This window comes from Ruegeria sp. CDSA241 (assembly GCF_059611265.1).
Map to the genome: position 1 here is coordinate 182,183 of NZ_JBXWPF010000001.1, position 26,680 is coordinate 208,862.

Consider the following 26,680-nt stretch of genomic DNA (forward strand, 5'->3'; position numbering starts at 1 on the left):
GTCTAATACCCCAGGTCCGGCCGGATTTTCGACCCGTCCGTAAAGCGGGACAGGCGGAAAACGGCCGGATTAACACAGGGGACATTGCCCGAGACCAGATCAGCCATCAGCCGCCCGGCACCGGGCCCGATTCCGAACCCATGACCCGAGAAACCCGTAGCGATGAACAAGCCGGGCCTGTGGTCCACGTGCGAGATGATCGGGATCGCATCCGGCGTTACATCAATCATCCCTGCCCAGCTTTGAACGATTTCAACCTGCTTTAGCGCGGGAATACCACTGATTGCGCTTTTCCAAGCCCGCCGCAACACCCGGAGCGATGGTTCGGGATCCAGAGTGCGGCAAAGTTCGAACGGTGTCACATCCGTGGGCAACCACCTCCGATCTTGTCGCGCCTCTTCGGCCCACCGCTTCGACACCCGAAACCGCAGCGACCGCCACTCCTGGCGAAACGCAGGAAGAAATTGCCACGCCAGACGAAGGCTATCCGGCACGATATCAACGGTGTTTTCGTGCCCGGACGCAATCGTATACCCTCCGTCGTCCCGCTTGCGTATTGCAAAATTGTCCGACCACAAGGCAGCCTCAGGACCGGAAACCGGAGAGGTTCGGAATACGGTGTTCAGCACCTTCAGTTGTGGAAAATCAACTCCAGCATTCCCTGCAAACAAGCGCGACCACGCACCGCCCGCCAGTACGACATTGCCGCAGGCCACGCGACCGCGTTCTGTGAAGACACCGACGACACGGTCCGCCTCTGTATCCAGACAGCGCACTGCACAGTTGGTCATCAACAGGGCCCCCCGGTCACGCGCAGCTTCGGCGATTGCGGGTGCAGCCCATTGCGGTTCCGCCCTACCGTCTTGCGGCATAAACAATGCGCAATCCAACCCCGTCTGATGGTCTGGCATAAGTTCCGCCAACAGAGCCCCGGACACCATCCTTGCCCCAGTATTCAACCCCTCCACATGGCGAAGCCAGCGTTCAAGATTGCTCTGTTCCCGCTTGCCTGAGGCGCCGAACAGGATACCGGCCTGTGTGAAACCTGTCTTGCGCCCGGTGCGTTGATCGAGCTGCGCCCAGATACGCTGTGATTCCTGCATCAGCGGGATTTCCCGAGGATCGCGCATACCCAAACGCACCCATCCCCAGTTCCGTGAACTCTGCTCAGAGGCAATTTGTCCCTTTTCGCACAGAAGGACAGACATTCCCCGCTCTGACAGTTCGAGGGCGGTTGATGCCCCAATAATTCCTCCACCAATGACAACAACATCAACGGCTTTTGGCAGCTTTAGATCGGGTTCAACAGCATTAGGCTTGGGGCCAGGCATCAACCGCTCATAACTCATTGCACGGACCGCAATGAAGGCGCGGGATCAGGACAGACGCAACAGAAGAAACTTCGCTTCAATGACTATTGCTCAGGCCTGTGACCATTCGGCCAACGTGGCAAGCCAGCGCATCTAATTCAGGATTTTGAAAACTTCAGGCCGCGCCGCACAATTCAGCCAGTTTCTGACGCAAAGAGGTAGCGATACTGCCTTCCGGCACCTTGGCTTCTGTTTCCAGAAACTGCGCGCCGGGGCCCACCGTCGTGGATTCCTCTTTGGGCACCTCTTCATTCAACAAATTGGCAATGGCAGCATCTACCTTTGCCTCATCCAGAGACCGACCTTCGGATTGCATAGACCGCCATTTTGGCGGTGAATGAAGCGGTTTATCGTATTCATCGTACATAATGGCACCAAATCGTTAACTCAGACATCCAATTTCGGACGCGTCGCTAAAGACCGAAGGGAAAGCTCATCAACACCTATTTCCCACAATGCGTCGCATCCGCCCCACATAGGGCAACAATCAAGCTAAAATGTGGCAAAAAAAAGACCGAGCATCAAGTGGGGCTCGGATACGCCCAAGAAAATCTAAGCCGCTGCATTCAAAAACAAAAACAGTTCCAGAAGCAGGCGACTATTGCCCATAAATTGGAAACAGTTTTCGCGTCAGAATGGTGATTCCTGTAAGGCGTCAGGTCCTGTCGCGCCAACGATTCACGATAGGATACCTACGATCCAGCCAGAATGCCCGCTTGGTCAAACGTGTCCCCGGGGCGGACTGAAACCGTTTGTATTCGCTGATATAGACCAAATGTTCGATCCGGCGCGCAACGGCTTCTTCGAACCCGGCGGCTACGCAATCCGCGATCGACCCATCCTGATCAACCAATATATCCAGAATGGCGTCCAGAACCGGATAATCCGGCAGGCTGTCACTGTCCTTCTGGTCTTCGCGCAACTCGGCACTAGGAGGTTTGTCGATGACCGAGGGTCGGATGACTTCACCCTCAGGGCCTTTCATCCAGCCGCGATGATTGGCATTGCGCCAGCGGCAGGTCTCGAACACGCGGGTTTTGTACAGGTCTTTGATCGGATTATAACCACCGTTCATATCCCCATAGATCGTGGCATATCCAACGGCGACTTCGGATTTGTTGCCTGTGGTCAGCAGCATCTCGCCGAACTTGTTCGACAGGGCCATCAGCAACAGCCCCCGCAGGCGGGACTGGATGTTTTCTTCGGTCAGATCTTCGTCTCGCCCGGCAAACAATGGGGCAAGCGTATCCGTGATCGCCGCGCGCCCCTGTGCAATAGGGACGAAATCATAGTGAACACCCAACGACTTAGCCACCGCTTCGGCATCATCCAAAGAATCCTGGCTGGTATATTCCGACGGCAACATCACGCAGCGAACATTTTCAGCGCCAATCGCATCCACCGCTATTGCCGCGACAAGGGCTGAATCAACGCCGCCAGAGAGACCCAGAACACCCTTTTTGAACCCGGTTTTGGCCATGTAATCACGCAGAGACTGGACCATCGCGCGATAGTCCTGCTCCCACGCATCTGGCTGCGGCACAATCTCGTCCGGAATTATGCGCCAACCTGCATCGCCGCGTTCAAGATCCACATGCGCTATCGCTTCGTCGAACACAGGCATTCGGAATGCCAGTTCTCCGCCTGGATTCAACCCGAAGGTCGCCCCGTCAAAGACCTGATCGTCCTGCCCTCCGACCATGTTCAGGTAAATCAGCGGCAATCCGGTCTCAACCACGCGCGCCACCATATGGTTCAGGCGCACATCATATTTGTTTCGGAAATAAGGCGAGCCGTTGGGGATCAGCAGAAACTCGGCTCCTGTCTCCTCCAGCGTCTCGGCAACATCCGGATGCCAGCTGTCTTCGCAGATCGGGCTGCCGATCCGAGAGTTGCCAACCGAATAGGGACCGCCCAGCGGGCCGGAATCATATAGGCGCACTTCGTCAAAGACTGTCTCATTCGGCAGGTGATGTTTCAGCACTTTACTGCTGATCCTGCCGTTCTTGAGGATGAGATAGGCGTTATACAGCCGGTCATCTTCGAACCACGGCCCACCGATCGCAATCGCAGGTCCATCGGCGCAACGTTCCGCAAGCGCCTCAACAGCTTTCATTGCGGCTTTGTGGAACGCGGGCTTGATCACAAGGTCCTGCGTATTATAGCCGGTGATGAACATCTCGGGGAAAGCAACAAGTTGGGCACCGGCCTCGCGCGCCTGTTCCCACGCAGAAAAAGCCTTGGCCGCATTGCCTTCCAAATCCCCGACAATGGGATTGAGTTGCGCCAGAGTGATACGGAAACGGTCGGCCATACTGCCCTCTTGCCCTCGTCTGTCCTATTGCCATTTACCAGATCGCACCGCGAGTGAAAGACCAATAAGGCAAAAGCCGTTGCCCTGCCTGCGTCGGTATCCTAGTTTTGCGCAAAAGCACGATGCTCGCGCAGACAGGACCAAACATGAACGTTTTTCGCACTTCAATCGCCGCAGTTGCATTGACCCTGTCAGCGCTGACCGCCTTCGCGCAGAACGATCAGGTAGTCGTGGCCGATGACGAAGTGGGCGGCGTATACGAAGGCACGTTCCTAAATGGCCTGCGGCACGGAACCGGCACCTACCAGTTGCCGGATGGTTTCGAATACGAAGGCGAATGGATCGAAGGCGAAATTCAGGGTCAGGGTATCGCGCGCTATGCTAACGGGTCGATCTATCAGGGCGCCTTTGCCAACGGTCAACCCGAAGGGTTCGGAACGATCATCTATGCTGATGGTGGCAGCTATGAAGGGGAATGGGCCGATGGCTCGTTCAACGGCCAAGGAGTCGCCGTCTATGCCAACGGAGCGAAATACGAAGGTGGGTTCAAGAATGCCCGGCACCACGGCAAAGGCACTCTGACCGACCCGACCGGAGAGGTCTACGAGGGCGACTGGGTCGACGGGGTCAAGCAGGGCAAAGGCAAGATCACCTCAGCCAAAGGCAACGTGTATGAGGGCGACATCAAAGACGGCAAGCGTCATGGCACAGGTAGCCTGACACGGCCGGAAGGTATGAGTTATACGGGTGACTGGTCCGAAAATCGCATGACCGGAAAAGGCCGTCTACTGCAAGCCAATGGCGATTTGTATGAAGGCGACTTTTTTGATGGGCGCCGACAAGGCAAGGGCAAGGCAACCTATGCCAGTGGCGCCATTTACGAAGGTGACTATCACGATGATCGCCGCCACGGCAAAGGCCGTTTTCTGGGCACGGACGGGTTTGACTATACTGGTGAATGGAAAGACGGCCAGATTGAGGGCCTCGGAGAGCTGACCTATCCTGACGGTTCGACCTATGTCGGTGATTTCAGTGCAGACCTGCCCCATGGCAAAGGAATGCACACCTATCCTGATGGCCTGATTTACGACGGCGACTGGATCGCCGGCGTCTTCGAGGGTCAGGGCAAGGCCACTTACCCGAACGGCGCCATCTACGATGGGCAGTTCAAGAACGGTCTGAACCACGGCACCGGTGTTCTGACATTTGCAAACGGGTACAAATATGAAGGCGATTGGGTCGACGGTGCGCGCCAGGGCGAGGGCACAGCCAGCTTCCCGGACGGAACGACCTACAAGGGTGATTTCAAAGATGGGCAGCGCCACGGGCAAGGATCGATAACCACACCGCGCGGCTTCACCTATACAGGCGGTTGGGTCGAGGGGAAGATCAGCGGCACCGGAACCGCTACCTATGCGACTGGTGACGTGTACGAAGGTGGGTTTTTGGACAACAAACGCCACGGTGACGGCACGATGCGCTATGCAGACGGCAAAGAAGAAACCGGCGTCTGGGAAAACGGTGTTCTGCCGGGTGAAAACACCAGCGAGCCGCAGGAGAGTGCTCCGGCAGACGACAGCGCGACAACGGCAACCAGCCCTGCCTCTGACGGTTAGCGGGTCTCACCACGGCACAGGTTTTCCAGCCCAGTCGAAGAACCCGCCCGTGTCTGCGGGCACAAGCGCCTTGGCGACGCTCAGCAGGTTTCGCGCAGCTTCATCCGATTCAACGGCCGGGTGTCGCCCGACATATTTGCGCGTGAATTCTGTACGCACTGTGCCCGGATGCAGGGCCACACAGATCGCCTCTTTGTGGGTGCGGGCCAGCTCAATCGCGGATGTGCGCACAATCTGGTTGGCCGCAGCTTTTGAGGCCCGATAGCTGATCCATCCACCCAGCTGATTATCTCCGATTGATCCGACGCGGGCGGACAACACCGCTACGACAGATCGCCTGTCCCGTGGTAGCAGCCGCGCAGCGTGTGACAGCACAAGGGCCGGACCAACCGCATTCAGGGCAAACTGGTCCATCATTGCTTGCGCTGAAATTGATCTGATGGACTTCTCTGGCTGTGCACCATTGATTTCCAAAGCACCCGTCGCAATGAAGATCATGTCAAACGGGCATTGCAATGCTTCCAGAGCCGGGCCGACAGCTTCGACATTCGTGAGGTCGAAACCATCAGCAGAACGCGACAAGGTGGTTACGTCTACGGATTGCATGGTCAACAGCCTTTGCAGCGCGGCACCGATACCACCCGAGGCACCTATGATGAGAGCTTTTTCCATTCCGGATCAACTAGCGGTCTTCACTCGGCAATCAACCGTCACGGTTCGTGCAGGTTTTGACGTCTGCATGAAATTCCTACTTTTCATTCCCCGCATGCGCTGTATAAGCTCAACCCCATGATCAACCGCGCAGATATCCTTGTTGCCGACACCGCCCCCTGCGGTGCGTCTCTGCGTGGCCTACTGATCCTAATCCGCCTCTGAGCGTGCCACCCGGCGCGCCCGCTCAGAGGAGGACGCCCGCGCGCCATAGGCTTTAGGACAGAAGAAGAAAGAGAATCCCATGACCAATGTGACCGACCAAGACCGCGTCTTGATCTTTGACACCACTTTGCGCGACGGCGAGCAGAGCCCCGGCGCGACCATGACCCATGCCGAAAAGCTGGAAATCGCGGAACTGCTGGACGAGATGGGTGTTGACATCATCGAGGCCGGTTTCCCGATCGCATCAGAAGGCGACTTCAAAGCCGTCAGCGAGATTGCCGAGCGATCACAAAACAGCCGCATCTGTGGGTTGGCCCGTGCGAATTTCGCTGATATCGACCGCTGCTGGGAGGCGATCAAACACGCTGGCAAGAACCGCATCCACACTTTCATCGGCACCTCTCCACTGCACCGTGCCATTCCGAACCTGACCATGGACGAGATGGCCGACAAGATCCACGAAACCGTCAGCCACGCCCGCAACCTGTGCGAAAATGTACAGTGGTCGCCGATGGATGCGACCCGGACCGAGTGGGATTATCTGTGCCGTGTGATCGAGATCGCGATCAAGGCCGGTGCCACGACGATCAACATCCCCGACACTGTCGGTTACACGGCACCTGTCGAATCCGCTGACCTGATCAAGCGCCTGATCGAAACGGTTCCGGGCGCGGATGAGGTGGTGTTTGCCACCCATTGCCACAACGATCTTGGCATGGCGACGGCGAACTCACTGGCGGCTGTCGCTGGTGGTGCGCGTCAAATCGAGTGCACCATCAATGGCCTTGGCGAGCGTGCGGGCAATACTGCGCTGGAAGAAGTTGTGATGGCGCTGCGCACCCGCAATGACATCATGCCGTGGCATACCGGCATCGACACCACCAAGATCATGCATATCTCGCGCCGGGTTGCGACGGTTGCGGGCTTCCCGGTTCAGTTCAACAAAGCCATTGTCGGCAAGAATGCCTTTGCGCATGAAAGCGGAATCCATCAGGACGGCATGCTGAAGAACCGAGAGAATTTCGAGATCATGCGCCCTGAAGATATCGGCCTGTCGGGCACCTCTTTGCCGCTTGGCAAACACTCGGGCCGGGCTGCGTTGCGCGATAAGCTGGAAACGCTCGGCTTTGAGGTCGGTGACAATCAGCTCAAGGACATCTTCGTGCGGTTCAAGGATCTGGCCGACCGCAAGAAAGAGGTTTTTGACGACGACCTGATCGCGTTGATGAGCCAGGATGATGAGGCCGACGATCACCTGCAGTTGGTTTCGATGAAAGTCACCTGCGGCACCGGCGGTCAGGCGGAATCGACGGTCGAACTGGAAGTGGATGGCAAGGACATTGTCGCGACCGAACATGGCGACGGTCCAGTCGATGCCACCTTCAAAGCCGTTCGCCGAATCTATCCCAACACCGCCCGCCTGCAACTGTATCAGGTCCATGCTGTGACCGAGGGTACTGATGCGCAGGCAACCGTATCGGTTCGGCTGGAAGAGGACGGCATGATCGCCACCGGTCAGTCAGCGAATACCGATACGGTCGTGGCATCCGCCAAGGCCTATATCCACGCACTGAACCGCCTGATCATGCGCCGTGAAAAGGCCGGGCCAGGTGCAGACACGCGTGAAATCAGCTACAAGGACCTGACCTGACCGCCAGATGAAACTCCCAAGGGCTCCCGCACCTGCAGGTGCCCGGCTACGCCGGACGCCCTTGCGGCTTTGGGCCCGGCAGCGCGCCTGCGGCGCGCTGCCGGGCCCAACACGTTTGACGGCATCTTTAAGATGCTGGCAAATGGGGCGGGAGAACCCTATGGTCCGAAATCAGACTGGCGTCACAGCCCTTTGAACAGCTCTGACAGACGGTCCATTTCATCTTGGATGCCAAAGGGCGCGTTCAGCAGGAACATCCCTGATCCGACCATTCGGTGACCTTCCCGCGCAGGTGCAAACTGGACTTCATGACAGATCGCCTTGGGAAAGCCCTGCGCCTTCAACGCGGCAATCATCGGGGCCTGGCGTTGATCGGTCAGGATCGGATACCACAGCGCGATGACGCCCACATTCCATTTACGGTGCAGTTTTGAGATCACGCCCGGCAGCCGGTCATAATCCGCCTTCACCTCATAGCTGGGATCAATCATCAGCATCCCGCGCCGCGGCGTTGGCGGCAGCAACGACTGCGCCAGCTCAAACCCGTCCTGTTTGTACTCCTTTGCCCCAAAGGGGGACATGGTCATCGACAATGCCGCGTATTCCTGCGGGTGCAGCTCTGCGAAATGCAGGCTGTCCTGATCCCTCAGCAGGTTGGCCGCGATCAGCGGCGAACCGGCATAGCTGTTTTCTCCGTGCCGTTCATGAACCTTGGCCAGCGCCTGCGACAAAGGATGATCAGATGGAAACCACCCTTCGCGCTGCGCTCGCTTGATACCTACGGCGGCCTCGCCTGTGCGCACGGCTTCTGCTGCGTCTAACTGGTACAGGCCACGCCCGGAATGGGTTTCAAGATAGGTTATCGGCTTATCTTTTCGCGTCAGATAGTCCAGTACCCATGCCAAAAGAGCGTGCTTTTGAACATCAGCCAGATTCCCGGCGTGGTAAATGTGTTGATAAGAGAGCATGTTGCCTTCTAAAGTCCCTCTCAATAAGGCGGAAAGGTGCTGAGTTACGCGGAATCAGCCCTTTTACCGGGCGAGATGGCACCCTATAAGACATCCGTCCCGGAACCGTCGAGTCGCGGGCAGTAGAAATTCTGACGAACGGGATCAGTACAACATGGGCATCTTTGGCAATCTGGGCGGCTTGTTCTCAGCGGACATGGCGATCGACCTTGGAACAGCAAATACGCTTGTTTATGTCAAAGGGCGCGGTGTGATCCTGTCGGAACCTTCAGTTGTGGCTTACCACGTCAAGGATGGGGTTAAGAAAGTCCTCGCCGTCGGTGAGGATGCCAAGCTGATGCTGGGCCGAACCCCTGGTTCGATCGAAGCGATCCGCCCCATGCGCGAAGGCGTGATTGCGGATTTCGACACCGCTGAAGAAATGATCAAGCACTTTATTCGTAAGGTGCATAAACGCTCCACATTCTCAAAGCCCAAAATCATTGTCTGCGTCCCCCATGGTGCTACGCCTGTTGAAAAACGGGCCATTCGCCAATCGGTTATGTCCGCAGGCGCTCGCCGGGCGGGCCTGATCGCCGAACCCATCGCTGCGGCTATTGGTGCAGGAATGCCCATCACCGACCCGACCGGCAACATGGTTGTGGACATCGGCGGCGGTACCACCGAGGTTGCCGTTCTGTCGCTGGGCGACATTGTCTATGCCCGTTCGGTCCGCGTCGGCGGAGACCGGATGGATGAGGCGATTATCTCATACTTGCGCCGCCAGCAGAACCTGTTGGTGGGTGAATCCACCGCCGAGCGGATCAAGACCACCATCGGAACCGCCCGTATGCCTGATGACGGGCGCGGCCAGTCGATGCATATCCGTGGCCGCGATCTGTTGAATGGCGTGCCCAAAGAAATCGAAATCAGCCAGGCGCAGGTCGCCGAGGCCCTGTCGGAACCGGTTCAGGCAATCTGCGAAGCCGTTATGACCGCACTTGAAACCACGCCACCTGATCTGGCCGCAGATATCGTGGACCGCGGCGTCATGCTGACCGGTGGCGGTGCTTTGTTGGGCGATTTGGATTTGGCACTGCGGGAACAGACAGGTCTGGCCGTGTCAATTGCTGATGAAAGCCTGAACTGTGTGGCTTTGGGCACCGGCAAGGCACTGGAATACGAAAAACAGCTGCGCCACGCGATTGACTACGAAAGCTAAGGCGCGCACCCTCTAAAGGGTACATTCGGGCGCGAGCAGCACGGGAAGGAGTCCTGTGGCAAAGGACCGATCACAGCGCGATGAATACACCACCCCGCTCCGCCGTCTGCTGCTGGGGATCGTGGTTCTGTGCCTTCTGGGCATCTTTCTGGTCTGGCGCATTGACAGCCCTCGCGTCGAACGGTTTCGGGCGCAGGTTGTCGACAACGTGGTGCCCTCGATGGATTGGGCGATGGTTCCGGTTACCGCTGCGGTCAATCTGGCACGGGATTTTCAGAGCTATCAACGCCTGAGCGAGCAGAACCAGGAATTGCGCAGCGAGTTGCGTCTGATGCGCGCCTGGAAAGAGGCCGCACTGCAACTTGAGCAGGAAAATGCCCGGCTTCTGGATCTAAACAATGTGCGTCTCGATCCGCGCCTGACCTATATTACCGGGGTCGTCATGGCCGATAGCGGTTCTCCGTTCCGGCAGTCGGTTCTGTTGAACGTGGGCGAGCGTGACGGAATCATGGATGGATGGGCCACCATGGACGGGATTGGCGTTGTCGGCCGTATCTCGGGAGTTGGTCCAGATACCGCACGGGTGATCCTGATGACCGACGCAACCAGCGCGATACCTGCCACGATTCAACCGTCGGGGCAGACCGCTCTGATTGCCGGGGACAACACCGCCGCGCCTGTGGTTGAGTTTCTGGAGAATCGCGAACTGGTCCGCCCGGGCGACAGGGTTGTGACCTCGGGGGATGGCGGCGTTTTCCCTGGCGGCCTGCTGATCGGTCAGATTACCGCTGATCCGGGTGGCCGCCTGCGGGTGCGGCTGTCTGCAGATTTTGAACGGCTCAAATTTCTAAGAGTGCTGCGCTATCAGTCTGCGCCACTTATTCAGAACCCCGGAGGAATTGTCGGCCCACGCCAACCCGAGGCGGCACTGACACCGACGGAGACCGGCGATGGATAGTGCCGCGTCCGATCTGTGGCCCAAACGTGGCCTGTATCTGCTGTTGGCGCTGCTGGTCTTGTTCCTGCACCTGCTGCCACTGGACACGCAGCCGGATCGCTGGCCGTTTCCGGATTTCCTGATTGCGTTGACCTTTGCCTGGGTTCTGCGGCGCCCCGAATATGTGCCAACCCTGCTGGTCGCCCTGATCATGCTGGCAGCCGACCTTCTGTTTCAACGTCCCCCCGGGTTGCTGGCCGCGCTTGTTGTGTTGGGTACTGCCTATCTTCAGTCCGCAACTCCCGGGTTGCGCGACGCGGGCTTTTTGGGCGAATGGACCACCGTTGCCGTCGTGATCACAGCTGTTTTTTTCCTGAATCGCGTCATTCTTGCTATTCTGTCCGTGCAACAAGCGGCATTGGGGATGGTCGTGGTGCAAGTGGTTCTGACAATCGGGATCTACCCATTGATCGTTCTGCTCAGTCAGAACGGTTTTGGTGTGCGTCGTGCCGCACCTTCTGACCCTGGCCTGTCCGGAGGGCGGTAATGAAACAGCGCAAACCCAAGTCACAGGGCCTCGCCTATAAACGTTTGCCACGCCGTGCGTTGATCCTTGGAGGCCTGCAAGCCGCTTTTATCGGGGGTCTGGCCGCCCGGATGCGGTTTATGCAGGTAGATCAGGCTGACGAATACCGCCTGTTGGCCGAGGAAAACCGGATTAACATCCGACTGATCCCGCCCACACGTGGTCGAATATACGATCGCAACGGGCAGATCATCGGGCAAAACTCTCCGTCCTACCGTATCGTCATGGTGCGCGAAGATGCGGGCGATGTTGAAGCTGTCATCTCCAAGCTTTCTGAACTGATCCCACTGACCGAGGATGAGATCGAACGCGCCATGACCGAAATGCGCAGATCGGCCCCGTTCCTGCCGGTCACTCTGGCCGATCAAGTCACGTGGGAAGATATCTCGAAAGTTGCCGTCAACGCCCCCGCCCTGCCCGGTGTCACACCCGAGGTTGGGATGACCCGGCAATATCCCAGATATGAGGATTTCGCGCATATCGTCGGCTATGTCGGACCGGTCAGCGATTACGACCTCAGTCAGATAGAAGATCCGGAACCCGTTCTGCGCATTCCCCGTTTTCAGATTGGCAAGGTCGGGCTTGAGGCCAAACAGGAAATCAGCCTGCGCGGCAAAGCAGGCGCCAAACGCGTCGAAGTGAACGCCACCGGCCGCGTGATGCGTGAACTTGACCGTCAAGAAGGTTTGGCCGGAGCCGATTTGCAACTGTCGGTCGATGCCGATCTTCAACAATACGCTCAGGCCCGTTTGGCTGGTGAAAGCGCCGCAGCAGTGGTGATCGACTGTGAGACCGGTGATATCCGCGCCATCAGTTCCGCACCCAGCTTTGATCCCAACCTTTTTGTGCGCGGAATCTCGGTTGCCGATTACCGGGCTCTGACACAAGACAACTATCGCCCGTTGGCCAACAAGACAGTACAGGGCACTTATCCACCCGGCTCGACCTTTAAGATGATCACCGCCATGGCCGCGCTTGAGGCTGGGGTCATCGGTCCTGGAAACACTGTTTACTGCCCCGGCCACTTGAAAGTCGGCAGTCGCCGGTTCCATTGTTGGAAACGCGGCGGGCATGGTACAGTTGATCTTGGTCTGTCTCTGAAACGCAGCTGCGATGTGTATTATTACGACGTTGCCCTGCGCACAGGCATCGACAATATCTCCGACATGGCTCGTATCTTTGGGCTGGGCGTGAAGCACGATATCCCGATGTCCGCAGTGGCTGCAGGGCTTGCCCCCAATCAGGCTTGGAAAGAGCGTGTCCACGGCGAAGAATGGCTGGTAGGTGACACTGCCAATGCCTCAATCGGTCAGGGCTTTATGCTGGCCTCACCGCTGCAACTAGCCGTCATGACAGCCCGGATTGCAACTGGGCGTGCGGTCTCGCCACGCCTTGTGCGTTCGGTCAATGGGGTCGAACAACCCTCGGGCGCCGGGGAACCGCTGGCGGTCAATCGGACTAATCTGGAATATGTCCGCAAGGCGATGTTCTCGGTCTCGAACGACCGGCGCGGGACGGCCTATCGCAGCCGCATCATTTCGGATGAGTTCCGCATGGCGGGCAAGACAGGCACCAGCCAGGTCCGCAATATCACCAAGGCAGAGCGTGCGGCTGGCGTTATCCGCAACGAAGACCTGCCGTGGGAACGCCGTGACCACGCGCTGTTCGTCAGCTTTGCCCCCTATGACAACCCGAAATACGCCGTAGCCGTCGTGGTGGAACATGGCGGGGGGGGGTCGAAGGCCGCGGCACCAGTTGCACGGGATATCATGCTGCAGGCGCTGTACAACGGTACGCCACCACTCGAAGCCTATCCGGCCGCCGATCGTGAGCGTATCAAGGAACAGCAAAAACGGCTGGAGGGCGACCGCCGCCCCAAAGCGCGTCCGCCCCAGAAGGACCGCGCATGAGCTATCTTGAATATGCCGTCAAATCCACGCCATCGGGGTTCCGCAAGTTCCTGTATATGAACTGGCCCCTGACCCTGCTGCTGATCAGCGTGGCCAGCGCAGGGTTCCTGATGCTGTACTCGGTGGCGGGTGGATCATGGACCCCTTGGGCCGAACCTCAGATGGAACGCTTTGGGTTGGGCCTGACCGCGATGTTCATTGTGGCACTGGTCCCGATCTGGTTCTGGCGAAATATGTCGGTTCTGGCTTATCTGGCCTCGATCGCTCTACTTGTGGTGGTCGAGTTGTTCGGAACAGTTGGCATGGGCGCGCAACGCTGGATCGACCTGGGGTTCATGCGCCTGCAGCCATCAGAGGTGATGAAAGTAGCACTGGTGATGGTGCTTGCGGCCTATTACGACTGGCTCCCATCGCATAAAACGTCACACCCCCTTTGGGTTCTGATCCCTGTCATCCTGATCCTGATCCCAACCTTCATGGTGTTGCGCCAGCCGGATCTCGGCACCTCGATCCTGCTGCTGGCGGCGGGGGGAGGCCTGATGTTTCTGGCCGGCGTTCACTGGGCCTATTTCGCTGCGGTTATTGCCGCAGGTGTCGGTCTGATCGCCACGGTCTTCAACAGCCGCGGAACCGAGTGGCAGTTGCTCAAGGATTACCAGTTCCGCCGCATCGACACCTTCCTTGATCCCTCCACCGATCCGCTGGGCGCGGGGTATCACATCACCCAATCCAAGATCGCGCTGGGGTCCGGAGGCTGGAACGGGCGCGGGTTCATGCAGGGCACACAATCGCGCCTGAACTTCCTGCCCGAGAAACACACAGATTTCATCTTTACGACGCTGGCCGAAGAATTCGGATTTGTCGGCGGCATCACCCTGCTGGTTCTCTATGGGCTGATCCTGATCTTCTGCCTGGTTACGGCCCTGACAACCAAGGACAGGTTTTCCTCTTTGGTCACGCTGGGTATCGCACTGAACTTCTTCCTATTCTTTGCCGTGAACATGTCGATGGTCATGGGCTTGGCCCCAGTCGTAGGAGTTCCCCTGCCGATGGTCAGCTATGGCGGTTCGGCCATGCTGGTTTTGATGGCAGCTTTCGGCATCGTCCAAAGTGCCCATATTCACCGCCCCCGCTGATCCGAAAGGCCCGTTATGACTGCAAACATCCTGTTCTCGGCACGCCCCGAACTATGGCCCGTGTATCAACCCTTGATGACACAGTACCTGACTAATGCCGGGGTCGTGTTTCAGCTAGGCACCACGTTTGAACCAGATCAGGTGGATTACGTCGTCTATGCGCCCAATAGCGGCTTACGGGATTTTGCACCTTACACCCGCCTCAAGGCCGTGCTCAGCCTATGGGCTGGGATCGAAAGCATCGTCGAGAATGACACTCTGACTGTGCCGCTGGCGCGAATGGTGGACCACGGGTTGACGCAGGGAATGACCGAATGGGTCGTCGGTCACGTGCTGCGCTATCATCTGGGTATGGACCTGCACATCACGGTTCAGGATGGGGTTTGGGCCCCAGATCCACCACCGCTGGCCTCGGACAGAACCGTCTGCATCCTGGGCCTTGGCGCATTGGGAGAGGCCGCAGCCCGCGCGCTGTCGACACTGAATTTCAACGTTACCGGCTGGAGCCGCTCGGCCAAGGCCATCCCCGGGGTCACCTGCTTTCACGGTGAGGATGGGTTGCGTGCGGCACTGACACAGGCCGAGATCGCGGTTTTATTGCTGCCCGATACGCCTGCCACGGAAAACACACTGAACGCCGAAACCCTGTCGCTGATGCCTAAGGGTGCGCATATCATCAACCCGGGCCGAGGACCGCTGATCGACGATCACGCCTTGCTGGCAGCTCTGGATACGGGCCAGATCGGTCACGCAACGCTGGATGTTTTCCGGGTCGAGCCGCTGCCTGCGAGCCACCCGTATTGGACGCATCCAAACGTCACGGTGACGCCTCACATTGCCTCTGAAACCCGCCCCGTTACATCGGCGCAGGTGATCAGTGATAATATTCGCAGAGGTGAGGCGGGCGAGCCTTTCCTGCACCTCGTTGACCGCGAATTGGGATATTAGGCTGCGATAAGGCCGCGCCCCTTCAGCAGGGCCTCGACCCCCGGCAAACGACCGCGGAAGGCCAGATATAGTTCTTCGGCTTCGCGGGAACCGCCGGTGGACAGGATATTTTCCTCCAGCGCTTTTGCGCGTTCGGAATCAAAGGCGCCCCCCGCCTCTTCGAACGCGGCGAAGGCGTCTGAATCCATGACCTCGGACCACATATAGCTGTAATAGCCAGCGCTATAGCCGTCACCAGCAAACACATGCGCAAAATGCGGCGTGGCATGGCGCATCCCGATTGCCGCGGGCATTCCAAGATCCGCCAGAACTTCGGCCTGTCTCGCCATCGGATCGTCGGGCACAGCGCCCTCATGAAAGGCCAGATCAACCAGCGCCGAGGCCACATATTCTACAGTCTGGAACCCCTGATCGAAATTGACGGCCTTGAGCACTTTCTTTAGCATCTCCTGCGGCATCGGTTCGCCGGTTTCGGCATGGGTGGCGAATTCGGCCAGAACTTCAGGGACTTCAAGCCAGTGTTCGTATAGCTGGCTGGGCAGCTCGACAAAGTCGCGCGCAACGGAGGTGCCCGAGATGCTTTCATAGGTCACGTCCGACAGCATCTGGTGCAACGCATGGCCGAATTCATGGAACAAAGTCCGAGCGTCGTCATAAGACAGCAGCGCCGGATCACCCTTGGCGAAATTACAGACGTTGGTCACGACCGGAGCCTGCACCTTGGGAAACTTTGCCTGCCCGCGCATCGCGCTGCACCAAGCGCCTGACCGTTTGGAGCCGCGTGCAAAGTAATCCCCAATGAACACCGCGATATGTTGCCCGTTCCGTGTCACCTCCCAGGCCCGGCAGTCCGGATGGTACAGCGGTATGTCCAACTGCTTGAATTCCAGCCCGAACAAACGGTTCGCGCAGGCAAAAGAGGCCTCGATCATGCGATCCAACTGCAGGTACGGTTTCAGCGCCGCCTCATCGAGATCGTGTTCAGCCTTGCGGCGTTTCTCGGCGTAGTAACGCCAGTCCCACGCTTCCAAGGGCCCATTGACCCCATCATTCTGCATCATCTGCGTCAGGATTTCGGCATCAGCATTGGCGCGCGTTTTGGCAGGCTCCCAAACCTGCATCAGCAGATCACGGACGCGGTCGGGCGTGCGGGCCATTTCGGTTTCCAGTTTGAAATCGGCAAAGCTTTCATAGCCCAGCAGCTTTGCACGTTCCTGACGCAACTGCAGGATTTCGGCGGCAATTTCCCGGTTGTCAGTCTCGCCGCCATTTGCCCCCCGGGCAGTCCATGCGCGATAGGCTTTCTGGCGCAAATCCCGGCGCGGTGAAAACTGCAGAAACGGTACGATCAGTGACCGGGACAGGGTGACAACCGGTCCTTTTGCACCCTTTTCCTCACCCGCTGCCCGGGCAGAATTGACCACAAAATCAGGAAGCCCCTGTAGGTCATCTTCGGACAATTCCATGAACCAATCGCGCTCATCGGCAAGAAGGTTCTGGGTGAAGGACGTCCCCAGCGAGGCAAGCCGCGCTTTGATCTCTTGCATCCGCGTGTCTTCGTTTCCCTCAAGCGCCGCACCAGCGCGCACAAACCCGCGATGCGACAGCATCAGAACGCGTGCCTGCTCATCCGTCAGGCCCAGTTCATCCTTGCGCGCCCACAGGTCGGCGACCCGCTGAAACAACGCCTTGTTGGACGAAATCCCCGAGAAATGCGCGGCCAGCTTGGGTGAAAATTCGCGCTGCAACTCCTCACGCAAGGGATTGCTGTCTGCGCCCGCGACCGTGAAGAATACAGACAGAACCTTGTCCATCATCTCTCCTGCAGCTTCCAGCGCTTCGACCGTGTTGGCAAAAGTCGGGGCCTCCGGGTTAGAGGCAATCGCGCCAATCTCAGCGTTATGGGCCTGCATGGCCGCGTCCAGGGCCGGGGCGAAATCCGTGTCGGATATCGTGTCGAACGGTGCAATTTCGAACGCGCTGGTCCAGGCGGACAGAATCGGGTTGGTCATTGAAGTCTCCTTTGTCCCCTACCTAAGAACGACGGCGCGTTCGATCCAGAGCAGGGGGGTTATCCTTTGCCACAAACGGGGCAATCTGCACGGCGAGGCAGTGTAATCTTGCGGCTTTCGCCATAGAGAGCGTCGTAAATCAGCATCTCACCCCTCAGTGCCAGACCCGCCCCGGTGATCACCTTGATCGCCTCAACAGCCATCATCGAACCGACGACGCCAGGCAAGGGGCCGATCACCCCAGCCTCGGCGCAGGACGGGGCCAGACCTGGAGCCGGAGCCTCGGGGAAAATGCACTGATAACAAGGCGCATCGTTGGCCGGGTCGAAAACGCTGAGCTGGCCTTCCCATTGCGACAGAGCCCCCGAAATCAGCGGCTTACCCAACGCGACCGCCGTGCGATTGGCCAAATAGCGCGTGTCGAAATTATCAGTTCCGTCCAGGATGACGTCAAAATCGGAAAATAGCTCGGTGGCGACCTCTTCGGTCAGTCGGCGGTGATAGGGCAGAACAACCACATTCGGGTTTTGCGCCAGCATGGCCTGCTGGGCCGAAAAAACCTTGGGCATGCCGATATCCGCATCCTGGTGGATCACCTGACGCTGAAGATTGGCGTTCTCAACCTCATCATCATCAATCACCCCGATCGTGCCGACCCCGGCCGCAGCCAGATACTGCAAAGCGGGCGCCCCAAGCCCCCCGGCGCCGATCACAAGCACGCGGGCCTGCTTCATCTTTTTCTGCCCTGGCCCACCAATTTCGCGCAACACGATATGGCGGGCATAGCGGTCAAGCTCGGTCTCGGAGAATTTGTCTGAGGGCATGGCTGGCTCCTTGTTCGAGGCCGGCGCCGCGCGTTTTCGCAGCGCTTTCAGTCCCTTTCCATAGATCAGAACCAGAACCGCCGTACCAACCAAAATCAACCAGGTCGCAGCAGAACCACCCGTGGCCTGACGCAGGGGGTTACCAAGGGGCAAAACCAGCTGTGCCGAGATTACCCCCAGCAACAACACCCCAACCGAAATCATCCGTGCATTGCGTGACACGCCGGCCAGATAGCCGAGCCCCCAAAGCGCTGCGGCGATGATCAGGACAAGTAACATCAGCCGCGCCCGGTCGAACCGAACCCGCCTGCACCGCGGTCAGTATCGCTGAGCGTATCCGTGGCCTCAAATGACGCCTGCACCACCGGGGCGACGACCAGTTGGGCGATACGTTCCCCATGTGTGATTTCAAAGCTCTCCTGCCCAGCGTTCAACAGGATCACCCCCAGAGGGCCGCGATAGTCGCTGTCGATCGTACCCGGCGTATTGGGCAGCGTGATCCCGTATTTCAGCGCAAAGCCCGAGCGGGGCCGGACCTGCACCTCATACCCATTTGGGATTTCAATCCGCAGTCCGGTGGGAACCAGAGCCCGTTGACCGGGCAGCAGCGTGACCGGCGTCTTGTCCGGCAAGTTTGCACGCACATCCGCACCTGCCGCTCCGGTGGTTTCATAAGATGGCAAGGGCACCGAAGGGTCGGCCCCGTCCTCACGGATCACACGAATTGCTACCATCGGATATCCTCTTGTCTAACCGGCCAACGCGTCGGAAATCTTGCGTGCCAGTTTTTCGGCCACTGCGTCTTTGCCCATGCGTGGCCATTCCTCGGCCCCATCGTCGGAAATCAGGATCACCGCGTTTTCGGCCCCCCCCATGATCCCGGTCCCCGGGCTGACATCATTCGCAATGATCCAGTCGCACCCTTTGCGGTCGCGTTTGGCGGTCGCATGTTCGATCACATTGTCCGTTTCCGCGGCAAAGCCAACAACTAGCGCGGGGCGTCCATCGTCCAGCTTGGCGACCCGCTTCAGAATGTCCGGGTTTTCAGCAAAATCCAGCGCCGGAAGACCGTCGCGTGTCTTTTTCAGCTTGCGGTCCGACGCGCTGGCCACCCGCCAATCCGCCACGGCGGCGGCAAATACCCCGGCATCGACAGGCAAGGCTGAATCCACCGCGTCTGACATCTGCTGGGCTGTTTCAACCCGCACAACCTCGACCCCATCGGGTGCAGGAACCTCGGCAGGTCCGGTTACAAACACAACCTCTGCACCCAACGCAGACAGAGCACGTGCAATCGCTGTGCCCTGCGCCCCGGATGAGCGGTTCGCGATATAGCGGACCGGGTCAATCGGCTCGTGCGTGGGACCCGAGGTCACAAGAATGCGTTTACCGCTGAGCGGTCCGCCGCCCAGCGATGCCTCAACCGCGGCGACGATCTCAAGCGGTTCCGACATGCGGCCCGGACCAAATTCGCCACAGGCCATGTCGCCTTCGTTCGGCCCGACAAAACGAATGCCGTCCGCCTGCAACTGTTCAAAATTACGACGCATCGCCGGGTGATCCCACATACGGACATTCATCGCAGGCGCACACAGAACCGGTGTGTCAGTCGCCATCAATAGGGTCGAGGCCAGATCATTCGCCAACCCACCTGCCATTTTGCCCATTAAATCCGCAGTCGCCGGAGCGACTACGACAAGATCCGCAGATCGGGACAGCTGGATATGCCCCATCTCGGCCTCATCGGTCAGATCGAACAGATCGCGATAGGCCTTCTCGCCGGCCAGCGCGGCAACAGACAGAGGTGTCACGAATTCTTCTGCTGCGCGGGTCAGGACCGGCGTAACGGCGGCGTCGCGTTCCTTCAGTCGCCGGATCAGATCCAGTGACTTATAGGCAGCAATACCGCCACCAATGATCAGCAGAATCCGTTTCGATGCCAGCATGTTGTGCCCTTCCCGTCTCGGTCGGCCCCGACATTAGGCAAGCGCGCCCGACAGTTCCAGCGGTTAATTCTGCGGTTGAAAGGCCAGGCAGGGGTCTTCTCGGTCCGCGGTCGGGCTGTCGATGACTGCATCATAGTCCCCTTGGATCGTACCGTCTTCAGACTGACCCAGGACATACACTTTAAGACCCGGACGCAGACGCGACAGGAATGTCGGAATACCGCGGTCCTTTCGTGCGTGGCCATTTCCGGTGATAACTGCAACCGGGCCACCGGTTTCGTCAACGGCACGCAATATGGCCCGTGCCAGCACCGCATCGCGCAACCTTTGGATCGCAACCAGCTGCGGCAGAGCGCTTTCCGGCAGCGCATCGCAATGCGCCGCCATCTGGTCAGCCTCGCGCGCCGCCTGTTCCGCCTTTGACAGAGGTACGGTCAACCCAAATCGCGCTGCGTCAGCGCCTAGCGCAGTTGCAGCGCCACGTTCCATCGCTGTACGCGCTGCCTTACGCGGGACCATTGCGCCATAGACCGGCGCATCCGTGGCCTGAAAGATCGGGTAATACAGGCTGAGAGGGGGCCAGCCGGATTCCGCCCAACGCAGGATGCGTGACAGTTCTTCGGGATCGGACGCCGCTTTTTGCGCCAGGCGCTGCGCGCCTTCCTCGGTGACCATTTCCCAGACTACAGCGGAGGGGTCGATCAATGTAATCGCCTGTTCCTGAACCAGATGATGGCGGGGATTGTCATGGGTTTCGCCCAGCAAAACAACGTCTGCCATTCGCATCGCTGCCGCGACATCGTCAGGGATCAGGTCATCGGCATGACCGGACCCAGCCATAACCATCAGCGTACACATCAGAATCGCAATCTGTTTCATGCGATGAAGTGTTGCACCTCGCGCGATTGAGCTTCAAGGTTCTTACGCATTTTTACAAAAGCCGCGGCTTCAAGCTGACGCACCCTCTCTTTCGACAGGCCCAGTTCCTGACCCAGACTTTCCAGTGTGCGCACCGGTTCGCGCAGCTTGCGTTCACGCACGATGAAGCGCTCTCGGTCGTTGAGGGCCTGCATCGCCATCACCAACCATTCGCGCAACTGTTCGGTGTCGTGCTTGTTTTCAACGGTTTCAGCGGCCTGTGCCCGGTCATCCTCTAACGCGTCGATCCATTCGCGCCCGTCTTCATCCGTAGATTGCACAGCGTTCAACGAGAAATCCGACCCTGCCAGCCGGCCTTGCATCATCTCAACGTCGCGCAACGGAACACCGATCTCGGCTGCTATCATCTGGTGCAACTGGTGACGGTCCAGCGCCATTCCATCAGTGGCCGCTTCGCGTTCAAGCCGGGCCTGGACGCGACGCATGTTGAAAAACAGGGATTTCTGGGCAGAGGTGGACCCGGTCCGAACCATTGACCAGTTTCGCATTACATAGTCCTGGATACTCGCCTTGATCCACCAGACGGCATAGGTCGAGAACCGAACCCCGCGATCCGGGTCAAATTTGTCAGCGGCCTTCATCAGACCCAATCCGGCCTCTTGGATCAGATCGTTCATCGGCGCGCCATAACGTTTGAACTTGGCCGCCATCGAAATTGCCAGTCGCATATAGGCAGTGATTAACCGGTGCAGCGCCTTTTCATCGCGCTGGTCGCGCCAGGCATAGGCCAGCTTCAACTCGGTTTCTGCATCCAGTAACTCGGCCTTCATCGCCCTGCGCGACATCGAGAAATCGTTTGCGCTGTCCAGTGCCATGGAAATCTCCCTTTTTCGCTGGCGCGGCCCGGGCTTGCCTTGCCGACCCATGGTCGATACGCAGAACAACACCAGGTGGATCACTTAAAAGGTAATGATCGTGGGTTCGGATTTAACCTTTGTGCTGGGCGGAGCAGCCTCAGGCAAGTCGGCATTCGCCGAGCAACTTGTTGTTTTATCACGGAAAAGCCGCGTTTATCTGGCTACATCACAAGTGTTTGATGATGAGATGCGCGATAAGGTTAAGCGCCATGTTTCACAGCGCGGCAGCGGTTGGGAAACGATCGAGACCCCCCTGGACCTTGGCGCAACGCTGGCCGAGCTGACCCCGGATCAGATCTGTCTGATAGATTGTGCTACCATGTGGCTAACCAATCACCTGCTGGCGGAACACGACCTGCAGCAGGCCCAGACAGCACTGATTGATGCGTTACGAGACTGTCCTGCCCCGGTCGTCATCGTCTCGAACGAGGTTGGCCACGGGATCGTCCCGGGCAACGCCCTGTCTCGCCAATTCCGTGAGGCGCAAGGCCGCCTGAACATCGCGCTCGCCGCGCAGGCTGATCTGGTGGTTCAGGTCACCGCCGGGCTTCCTGTGGTGTTGAAAGGGCAACTGCCATGACGCGTCTGCATCTAGTCAGGCACGGTCCGACCCATGCCAAAACCATGGTCGGCTGGTCCAATCTGCCTGCTGACCTAAGCGACCACGCCGCCATTGGCCGGCTAAAAAGCTACTTGCCGGCCAACGGGTTGTTGATCTCATCCGACCTGTGCCGTGCCGTTGACACGGCTTCGGCGGTACAGGGCACCCGGCACCGCCTGCCCCACCACCCCGACCTGCGAGAGATCAATTTTGGCAGTTGGGAATTGCGCGGGTTCGAGGAAATCGAGGCCGAAGACCCCGAACTAACCTTCGCCTACTGGGACAATCCCGGTGAAGTTCGCCCGCCAAACGGCGAAAGCTGGAATGAAGTCCGAGCCCGCGTCAACGCGGTTATTGACAGGTTGATTGGCGATCACACCGGCCAGGACCTGATCATTGTTGCCCATTTCGGCGTCATCCTGACACAGGTCCAGCGTGCCATGGATGTGGACGCGCAAGAGGCTTTCGGCCACCGGATCGACAATCTTTCCGTGACTGAGATTACTCATCACGGCGACGGTTGGTCGGTCGGTCGGATCAATCACTGCCCGTGATCAGGCCGCGCACAAATCTCTGTTTTACGGATTGAATAGCTTGAGTCATCCTAGACCCATGACCTATGATTTGTTTATCGGAGACCGCCTGTTTTCCAGTTGGTCCTTGCGTGGTTGGTTGATGCTGGAAAAGTTCGACCTGCCCTATCGAAACCACATGATCGGCCTTTATTCAGGCACTATGGCCGAGGATATGAAACCCCTGTTCCCGGCGCGTCTGGTGCCTGCTCTGCGCCTGCCAGACGGAACTGTGGTTGGTGAAAGCCTTGCCATGGCCGAGACCTTCGCTGAGCGCCACCCACAGGTCGGATTGTGGCCCTCTGACGCGGCTGCCCGCGCCACTGCACGGTGGCTTTGCACCGAGATGGTGGCCGGGTTTTCAGCCCTCCGCGGGGAATGCGCGATGCAGCTGCTTCATAGTTGGAAGGGTTTCGAACCGGCGGCCGAAACGCTTGCTGACCTGCGCCGGATCGAAACCCTTTGGGATCATGCGCGCCAAGTGTCTGGGGCGAACACCGGCCCTTTGTTCGGTACATATTCTTTGGTGGATGTGTTTTACACGCCCGTTGCCGCGCGGATCATCGGTTATGGGCTACCTGTTTCGGACGCCAACCGGGACTATTGCCTGACCCTCCTGTCGGATCCGGTTGTCAGGCAGTGGCGTGCGATGGGTCTGACAGTCCAGTACGACCCTTTCCCGTATTCGCTGGACCTTCAATCGGATCCCTGGCCAATCGGCGGGGCATCGTCTGCTGTGGCCGCCCAGAGCGGTCCCTCGGTCAACCAGACCTGCCCCTATTCCGGAGAGCCCGTCACAGATTTTCTGGACCTGGACGGTCAGCGCTGGGGATTCTGCAATCGGTTCTGCCGCGACAAAACCCTCGCCGATCCGGAGGCATGGCCGAAATTCACTCAGATGGTCAGCGCCGTTAACGATTCCTAAACCGGCGGCGTGCCAGTAACGACCTGTTAACCAAGCAGGTCGTTCATGGTCGCTCGTTCTCATACAGTCGCCTTTCAAGGTGTCGACGCCCGCCCGGTCGAGGTGCAATGCGCGGTTTCACCGGGGTTGCCTGCCTTTTCCATCGTCGGCCTGCCCGACAAAGCAGTTTCAGAGGCCCGCGATCGCGTCCGAAGCGCGCTAAGCTCGATGGCCATTGCCCTGCCGTCAAAGCGTATCACCATCAACCTATCCCCCGCTGACCTGCCCAAAGAAGGCAGCCATTTCGACCTGCCCATTGCGGTGGCTCTGTTGTCAGCCCTGGAAATCATTCCCAAGGACGCGGCTGAAGGGGCCGTTTCACTGGGGGAATTGTCACTGGACGGGTCTCTTGTGCCTGTTGTCGGGGCGCTTCCTGCCGCGATGACCGCCGCGGCCGAGGACCGAACCCTGCTGTGCCCTCGGGCCTCCAGCGCCGAGGCGGCTTGGGTTGACGCTACTCAGGTGATCGGCGCTGAATCTTTGGGCGATGTTGTCCGCCACTTCTCGGGCCAAGCCCCTTTGCCCGCTGCCCTGCCCGGCGAGGTCAACCTTTCCCCCAGCACCCGCGACCTGCGCGATGTCAAAGGGCAGGAGCGGGCGAAACGCGCGTTGGAGATTGCCGCCGCAGGGCGGCACCACCTGATGATGATCGGCACGCCGGGGTCCGGGAAATCCATGCTGGCCGCGCGCCTGCCGGGGATATTGCCGCCGCTGACACCGACCGAGGCGCTTGAAACCTCGATGATCCAATCCCTGTGCGGCCTGCTTGACGAAGGCGGCATCAGCCGCACCAGACCATTTCGCGAGCCGCATCATACGGCATCGATGGCGGCCATTGTTGGTGGAGGGAAAGGAGCCAAACCAGGAGAAATCTCATTGGCCCATAACGGGGTTTTGTTCATGGATGAATTTCCCGAATTCCCACGAACCGTTCTGGAAACCCTGCGCCAACCCATCGAAACCGGAGAAGTCATGATTGCACGTGCCAATGCGCATGTGAAATATCCCTGCCGCTTTATGCTGGTTGCCGCCGCCAACCCCTGCAAATGCGGCTACCTGACAGATCCGGCGCGGGCCTGCTCGCGTGCGCCGGTCTGCGGCGAGGATTATCTGGGGCGCATATCAGGCCCGCTGATAGATCGGTTCGACCTGAGGATCGAGGTGCCTCCGGTCGGGTTCACCGACCTTGACCTGCCTCCATCCGGGGACAGTTCGGCCACGGTTGCCGCGCGTGTCGAGCAGACGCGTGCGGTTCAAGCGCAAAGATACACTGGAACGTCCGCGCGCCAGAATGCGGATGTTGAGGGCAATGTGCTGGAAGAAATCGCCGCGCCGGATGCCGAAGGAAAAGAGCTGCTGTTGAAAGCGGCCGAGAAATTTGGTTTGTCAGCGCGCGCCTTTCACCGCATCTTGCGGGTCGCGCGCACCATCGCCGATCTGGACGGCGCATCAGATGTCCGAAGACCCCATGTGGCCGAGGCGCTGAGCTTTCGCATCAGCGCCAATATTGCATCTTAAAGCCTGGCTTCGATGGCCTGCCAAATCTTTTCTGCGATGTTCACGCCATCAAACCGTTCCAATTCCTGAATTCCGGTTGGCGAAGTCACGTTGATCTCGGTCAGGTAATCGCCGATTACATCGATACCAACAAAAACCTGCCCTTTTTCCTTCAACAAAGGTCCAATGGCTGCGCAAATCTCAAGATCGCGATCCGTCAGACCAACCTTTTCGGGCCGTCCCCCCACATGCATGTTGGATCGTGTTTCACCTTTGGCGGGAACACGGTTGATTGCACCCACAGCCTGACCGTCCACCAGAATGACCCGTTTGTCGCCATTGCTGACATCGGGCAGGAATTTCTGAACGATCAGAGGTTCGCGCGAAAACCCGGTGAACAATTCGTGCAAAGATGTCAGGTTCCGGTCGTTGCCATCCAACCGGAACACCCCCGCACCGCCATTTCCATAAAGCGGTTTCAGGATAATATCGCCGTGCTTTTCTTTGAACGCCTTAATCGTCTGCAGATCGCGGGCGATGGTTGTCGGTGGCGTCAGATCAGGGAAATCCAGCACCAGGAGTTTTTCGGGATAGTTCCGAACCCAGAATGGATCATTTACCACCAGCGCCTGTCCCTTAAGCCGGTCCAGCAGGTGGGTGGAAGTGATATAGTGCATGTCAAACGGGGGATCCTGACGCAGCCAGACCACGTCGAACTCGGCCAGATCAACCTCGCGCTCGGGCCCCAATTCTGCCGGGTTTCCAGCCACGCGCTGCACCGTCATATCGTGGCCGCGGGCCGTGATCCGGCCCTCCTGATAAGCCAGTTTGTCAGGGCTGTAGAAGAACAGCGTATGCCCGCGCGCCTGTGCCTCTTCGGCCAGACGGAATGAGCTGTCGGCATTGATATCCACGGCCCCGATCGGGTCCATCTGAAAGGCAATTTTCATGGCGT

24 protein-coding genes are annotated in these 26,680 nt (G+C 58.7%); 12 read left to right on the plus strand and 12 right to left on the minus strand.

What is annotated here, in order from left to right:
- Window positions 1–2 precede the first annotated feature (2 nt).
- From AC2FJV_RS00905 to AC2FJV_RS00915, 3 genes are all read right to left on the minus strand, one after another.
- Window positions 3–1,331, minus strand: a complete 1,329-nt coding sequence (locus AC2FJV_RS00905; protein WP_281995372.1) for an NAD(P)/FAD-dependent oxidoreductase — start codon at window positions 1,329–1,331, stop codon at window positions 3–5.
- Window positions 1,332–1,485: 154 nt separating this feature from the next.
- On the minus strand, window positions 1,486–1,737 hold the full coding sequence (locus AC2FJV_RS00910) for a hypothetical protein (RefSeq protein ID WP_281972510.1): 252 nt from the start codon (window positions 1,735–1,737) through the stop codon (window positions 1,486–1,488).
- Window positions 1,738–2,025: 288 nt separating this feature from the next.
- Entirely contained in the window at window positions 2,026–3,684 is a 1,659-nt protein-coding gene (locus tag AC2FJV_RS00915) for an NAD+ synthase (RefSeq protein ID WP_281995373.1), read from the minus strand.
- A gap of 146 nt (window positions 3,685–3,830) precedes the next feature.
- On the opposite strand from AC2FJV_RS00915, the gene AC2FJV_RS00920 reads away from it, so the two are divergent.
- Window positions 3,831–5,300 carry an MORN repeat-containing protein gene (locus tag AC2FJV_RS00920; RefSeq protein WP_142635608.1) on the plus strand — a complete coding sequence of 490 codons (1,470 nt, stop codon included), beginning with the start codon at window positions 3,831–3,833 and terminating at the stop codon, window positions 5,298–5,300.
- Window positions 5,301–5,306: 6 nt separating this feature from the next.
- Here the strand turns inward: AC2FJV_RS00920 and AC2FJV_RS00925 are convergent, their stop codons facing one another.
- Window positions 5,307–5,972, minus strand: coding sequence for an SDR family NAD(P)-dependent oxidoreductase (locus tag AC2FJV_RS00925; RefSeq protein ID WP_496712117.1), 666 nt, complete (start codon window positions 5,970–5,972; stop codon window positions 5,307–5,309).
- Window positions 5,973–6,255: 283 nt separating this feature from the next.
- Between AC2FJV_RS00925 and AC2FJV_RS00930 the strand changes: the two genes are divergently transcribed.
- Complete coding sequence (locus AC2FJV_RS00930; protein WP_496688927.1) at window positions 6,256–7,827, plus strand: 2-isopropylmalate synthase; 1,572 nt, start codon at window positions 6,256–6,258, stop codon at window positions 7,825–7,827.
- Between the two features lie 182 nt (window positions 7,828–8,009).
- Here AC2FJV_RS00930 and rlmJ read toward each other — a convergent pair whose 3' ends face one another.
- Entirely contained in the window at window positions 8,010–8,795 is a 786-nt protein-coding gene (gene rlmJ / locus AC2FJV_RS00935) for a 23S rRNA (adenine(2030)-N(6))-methyltransferase RlmJ (protein ID WP_496688929.1), read from the minus strand.
- Window positions 8,796–8,949: 154 nt separating this feature from the next.
- On the opposite strand from rlmJ, the gene AC2FJV_RS00940 reads away from it, so the two are divergent.
- Genes AC2FJV_RS00940 through AC2FJV_RS00965 form a run of 6 tightly spaced genes read left to right on the plus strand, consistent with a single transcriptional unit; the run spans window position 8,950 to window position 15,513 of the window.
- Window positions 8,950–9,996: a rod shape-determining protein gene (locus AC2FJV_RS00940; protein WP_142635599.1), complete on the plus strand. Its 1,047-nt coding sequence runs from the start codon at window positions 8,950–8,952 to the stop codon at window positions 9,994–9,996.
- Between the two features lie 55 nt (window positions 9,997–10,051).
- Entirely contained in the window at window positions 10,052–10,954 is a 903-nt protein-coding gene (mreC, locus tag AC2FJV_RS00945) for a rod shape-determining protein MreC (protein ID WP_496688931.1), read from the plus strand.
- Window positions 10,947–11,480, plus strand: coding sequence for a rod shape-determining protein MreD (locus AC2FJV_RS00950; RefSeq protein ID WP_496712119.1), 534 nt, complete (start codon window positions 10,947–10,949; stop codon window positions 11,478–11,480). The genes mreC and AC2FJV_RS00950 overlap by 8 nt, the downstream gene beginning before the upstream one ends.
- Window positions 11,480–13,429 carry a penicillin-binding protein 2 gene (mrdA, locus tag AC2FJV_RS00955; protein ID WP_271948353.1) on the plus strand — a complete coding sequence of 650 codons (1,950 nt, stop codon included), beginning with the start codon at window positions 11,480–11,482 and terminating at the stop codon, window positions 13,427–13,429. The genes AC2FJV_RS00950 and mrdA overlap by 1 nt, the downstream gene beginning before the upstream one ends.
- Window positions 13,426–14,565: a rod shape-determining protein RodA gene (rodA, locus tag AC2FJV_RS00960; RefSeq protein WP_142635590.1), complete on the plus strand. Its 1,140-nt coding sequence runs from the start codon at window positions 13,426–13,428 to the stop codon at window positions 14,563–14,565. The genes mrdA and rodA overlap by 4 nt, the downstream gene beginning before the upstream one ends.
- 15 nt (window positions 14,566–14,580) lie before the next feature.
- Window positions 14,581–15,513, plus strand: a complete 933-nt coding sequence (locus AC2FJV_RS00965) for a 2-hydroxyacid dehydrogenase (RefSeq protein ID WP_496712121.1) — start codon at window positions 14,581–14,583, stop codon at window positions 15,511–15,513.
- Here AC2FJV_RS00965 and AC2FJV_RS00970 read toward each other — a convergent pair.
- The 6 genes from AC2FJV_RS00970 to AC2FJV_RS00995 all read right to left on the minus strand — a co-directional run bounded on the left by AC2FJV_RS00970 (window position 15,510) and on the right by AC2FJV_RS00995 (window position 22,049).
- Window positions 15,510–17,525, minus strand: a complete 2,016-nt coding sequence (locus AC2FJV_RS00970) for a M3 family metallopeptidase (RefSeq protein WP_496712123.1) — start codon at window positions 17,523–17,525, stop codon at window positions 15,510–15,512. The genes AC2FJV_RS00965 and AC2FJV_RS00970 overlap by 4 nt on opposite strands.
- Before the next feature lie 59 nt (window positions 17,526–17,584).
- Complete coding sequence (locus tag AC2FJV_RS00975) at window positions 17,585–18,628, minus strand: HesA/MoeB/ThiF family protein (protein ID WP_281972520.1); 1,044 nt, start codon at window positions 18,626–18,628, stop codon at window positions 17,585–17,587.
- Window positions 18,628–19,083, minus strand: a complete 456-nt coding sequence (dut, locus tag AC2FJV_RS00980) for a dUTP diphosphatase (protein WP_496712125.1) — start codon at window positions 19,081–19,083, stop codon at window positions 18,628–18,630. The genes AC2FJV_RS00975 and dut overlap by 1 nt, the downstream gene beginning before the upstream one ends.
- Window positions 19,084–19,098: 15 nt before the next feature.
- The gene (gene coaBC, locus AC2FJV_RS00985; protein WP_496688941.1) at window positions 19,099–20,295 is read right to left on the minus strand and encodes a bifunctional phosphopantothenoylcysteine decarboxylase/phosphopantothenate--cysteine ligase CoaBC; all 1,197 of its coding nucleotides are present in this window, start codon (window positions 20,293–20,295) and stop codon (window positions 19,099–19,101) included.
- Between the two features lie 63 nt (window positions 20,296–20,358).
- A complete protein-coding gene (locus AC2FJV_RS00990; protein WP_496688943.1) occupies window positions 20,359–21,174 on the minus strand; it encodes a ChaN family lipoprotein in 816 nt (271 codons plus the stop codon).
- A complete protein-coding gene (locus tag AC2FJV_RS00995; protein ID WP_281972522.1) occupies window positions 21,171–22,049 on the minus strand; it encodes an RNA polymerase factor sigma-32 in 879 nt (292 codons plus the stop codon). Before AC2FJV_RS00995 ends, AC2FJV_RS00990 begins: the two co-directional genes overlap by 4 nt.
- A gap of 100 nt (window positions 22,050–22,149) precedes the next feature.
- Between AC2FJV_RS00995 and cobU the strand changes: the two genes are divergently transcribed.
- Genes cobU through AC2FJV_RS01015 form a run of 4 tightly spaced genes read left to right on the plus strand, consistent with a single transcriptional unit; the run spans window position 22,150 to window position 25,746 of the window.
- Complete coding sequence (gene cobU / locus AC2FJV_RS01000) at window positions 22,150–22,671, plus strand: bifunctional adenosylcobinamide kinase/adenosylcobinamide-phosphate guanylyltransferase (RefSeq protein ID WP_496688945.1); 522 nt, start codon at window positions 22,150–22,152, stop codon at window positions 22,669–22,671.
- Window positions 22,668–23,246 (plus strand): histidine phosphatase family protein, encoded by a 579-nt coding sequence (locus AC2FJV_RS01005; protein WP_496688947.1) that lies wholly within the window; start codon window positions 22,668–22,670, stop codon window positions 23,244–23,246. The genes cobU and AC2FJV_RS01005 overlap by 4 nt, the downstream gene beginning before the upstream one ends.
- Window positions 23,247–23,304: 58 nt before the next feature.
- Window positions 23,305–24,189 (plus strand): glutathione S-transferase N-terminal domain-containing protein, encoded by an 885-nt coding sequence (locus tag AC2FJV_RS01010; protein WP_496712127.1) that lies wholly within the window; start codon window positions 23,305–23,307, stop codon window positions 24,187–24,189.
- A gap of 45 nt (window positions 24,190–24,234) precedes the next feature.
- Complete coding sequence (locus AC2FJV_RS01015) at window positions 24,235–25,746, plus strand: YifB family Mg chelatase-like AAA ATPase (protein ID WP_282021625.1); 1,512 nt, start codon at window positions 24,235–24,237, stop codon at window positions 25,744–25,746.
- Here AC2FJV_RS01015 and gshB read toward each other — a convergent pair.
- Complete coding sequence (gshB, locus tag AC2FJV_RS01020) at window positions 25,743–26,675, minus strand: glutathione synthase (RefSeq protein WP_281995201.1); 933 nt, start codon at window positions 26,673–26,675, stop codon at window positions 25,743–25,745. The genes AC2FJV_RS01015 and gshB overlap by 4 nt on opposite strands.
- Between the last annotated feature and the right edge of the window lie 5 nt (window positions 26,676–26,680).

Excerpts from the sequence above, each read along its gene's own strand:
- AC2FJV_RS01015 (WP_282021625.1), top strand. The coding sequence starts at position 24,235 with ATGGTCGCTCGTTCTCATACAGTCGCCTTTCAAGGTGTCGACGCCCGC.
- AC2FJV_RS00975 (WP_281972520.1), bottom strand. The coding sequence starts at position 18,628 with ATGTTACTTGTCCTGATCATCGCCGCAGCGCTTTGGGGGCTCGGCTAT.
- AC2FJV_RS00905 (WP_281995372.1), bottom strand. The coding sequence starts at position 1,331 with ATGCCTGGCCCCAAGCCTAATGCTGTTGAACCCGATCTAAAGCTGCCA.
- AC2FJV_RS00970 (WP_496712123.1), bottom strand. The coding sequence starts at position 17,525 with ATGACCAACCCGATTCTGTCCGCCTGGACCAGCGCGTTCGAAATTGCA.
- AC2FJV_RS00925 (WP_496712117.1), bottom strand. The coding sequence starts at position 5,972 with ATGGAAAAAGCTCTCATCATAGGTGCCTCGGGTGGTATCGGTGCCGCG.
- AC2FJV_RS00950 (WP_496712119.1), top strand. The coding sequence starts at position 10,947 with ATGGATAGTGCCGCGTCCGATCTGTGGCCCAAACGTGGCCTGTATCTG.
- dut (WP_496712125.1), bottom strand. The coding sequence starts at position 19,083 with ATGGTAGCAATTCGTGTGATCCGTGAGGACGGGGCCGACCCTTCGGTG.
- rodA (WP_142635590.1), top strand. The coding sequence starts at position 13,426 with ATGAGCTATCTTGAATATGCCGTCAAATCCACGCCATCGGGGTTCCGC.
- AC2FJV_RS00915 (WP_281995373.1), bottom strand. The coding sequence starts at position 3,684 with ATGGCCGACCGTTTCCGTATCACTCTGGCGCAACTCAATCCCATTGTC.
- AC2FJV_RS01005 (WP_496688947.1), top strand. The coding sequence starts at position 22,668 with ATGACGCGTCTGCATCTAGTCAGGCACGGTCCGACCCATGCCAAAACC.
- AC2FJV_RS01010 (WP_496712127.1), top strand. The coding sequence starts at position 23,305 with ATGACCTATGATTTGTTTATCGGAGACCGCCTGTTTTCCAGTTGGTCC.
- AC2FJV_RS00940 (WP_142635599.1), top strand. The coding sequence starts at position 8,950 with ATGGGCATCTTTGGCAATCTGGGCGGCTTGTTCTCAGCGGACATGGCG.
- AC2FJV_RS00930 (WP_496688927.1), top strand. The coding sequence starts at position 6,256 with ATGACCAATGTGACCGACCAAGACCGCGTCTTGATCTTTGACACCACT.
- AC2FJV_RS00990 (WP_496688943.1), bottom strand. The coding sequence starts at position 21,174 with ATGAAACAGATTGCGATTCTGATGTGTACGCTGATGGTTATGGCTGGG.
- AC2FJV_RS00995 (WP_281972522.1), bottom strand. The coding sequence starts at position 22,049 with ATGGCACTGGACAGCGCAAACGATTTCTCGATGTCGCGCAGGGCGATG.
- mrdA (WP_271948353.1), top strand. The coding sequence starts at position 11,480 with ATGAAACAGCGCAAACCCAAGTCACAGGGCCTCGCCTATAAACGTTTG.
- rlmJ (WP_496688929.1), bottom strand. The coding sequence starts at position 8,795 with ATGCTCTCTTATCAACACATTTACCACGCCGGGAATCTGGCTGATGTT.
- AC2FJV_RS00920 (WP_142635608.1), top strand. The coding sequence starts at position 3,831 with ATGAACGTTTTTCGCACTTCAATCGCCGCAGTTGCATTGACCCTGTCA.
- AC2FJV_RS00965 (WP_496712121.1), top strand. The coding sequence starts at position 14,581 with ATGACTGCAAACATCCTGTTCTCGGCACGCCCCGAACTATGGCCCGTG.
- gshB (WP_281995201.1), bottom strand. The coding sequence starts at position 26,675 with ATGAAAATTGCCTTTCAGATGGACCCGATCGGGGCCGTGGATATCAAT.
- coaBC (WP_496688941.1), bottom strand. The coding sequence starts at position 20,295 with ATGCTGGCATCGAAACGGATTCTGCTGATCATTGGTGGCGGTATTGCT.
- AC2FJV_RS00910 (WP_281972510.1), bottom strand. The coding sequence starts at position 1,737 with ATGTACGATGAATACGATAAACCGCTTCATTCACCGCCAAAATGGCGG.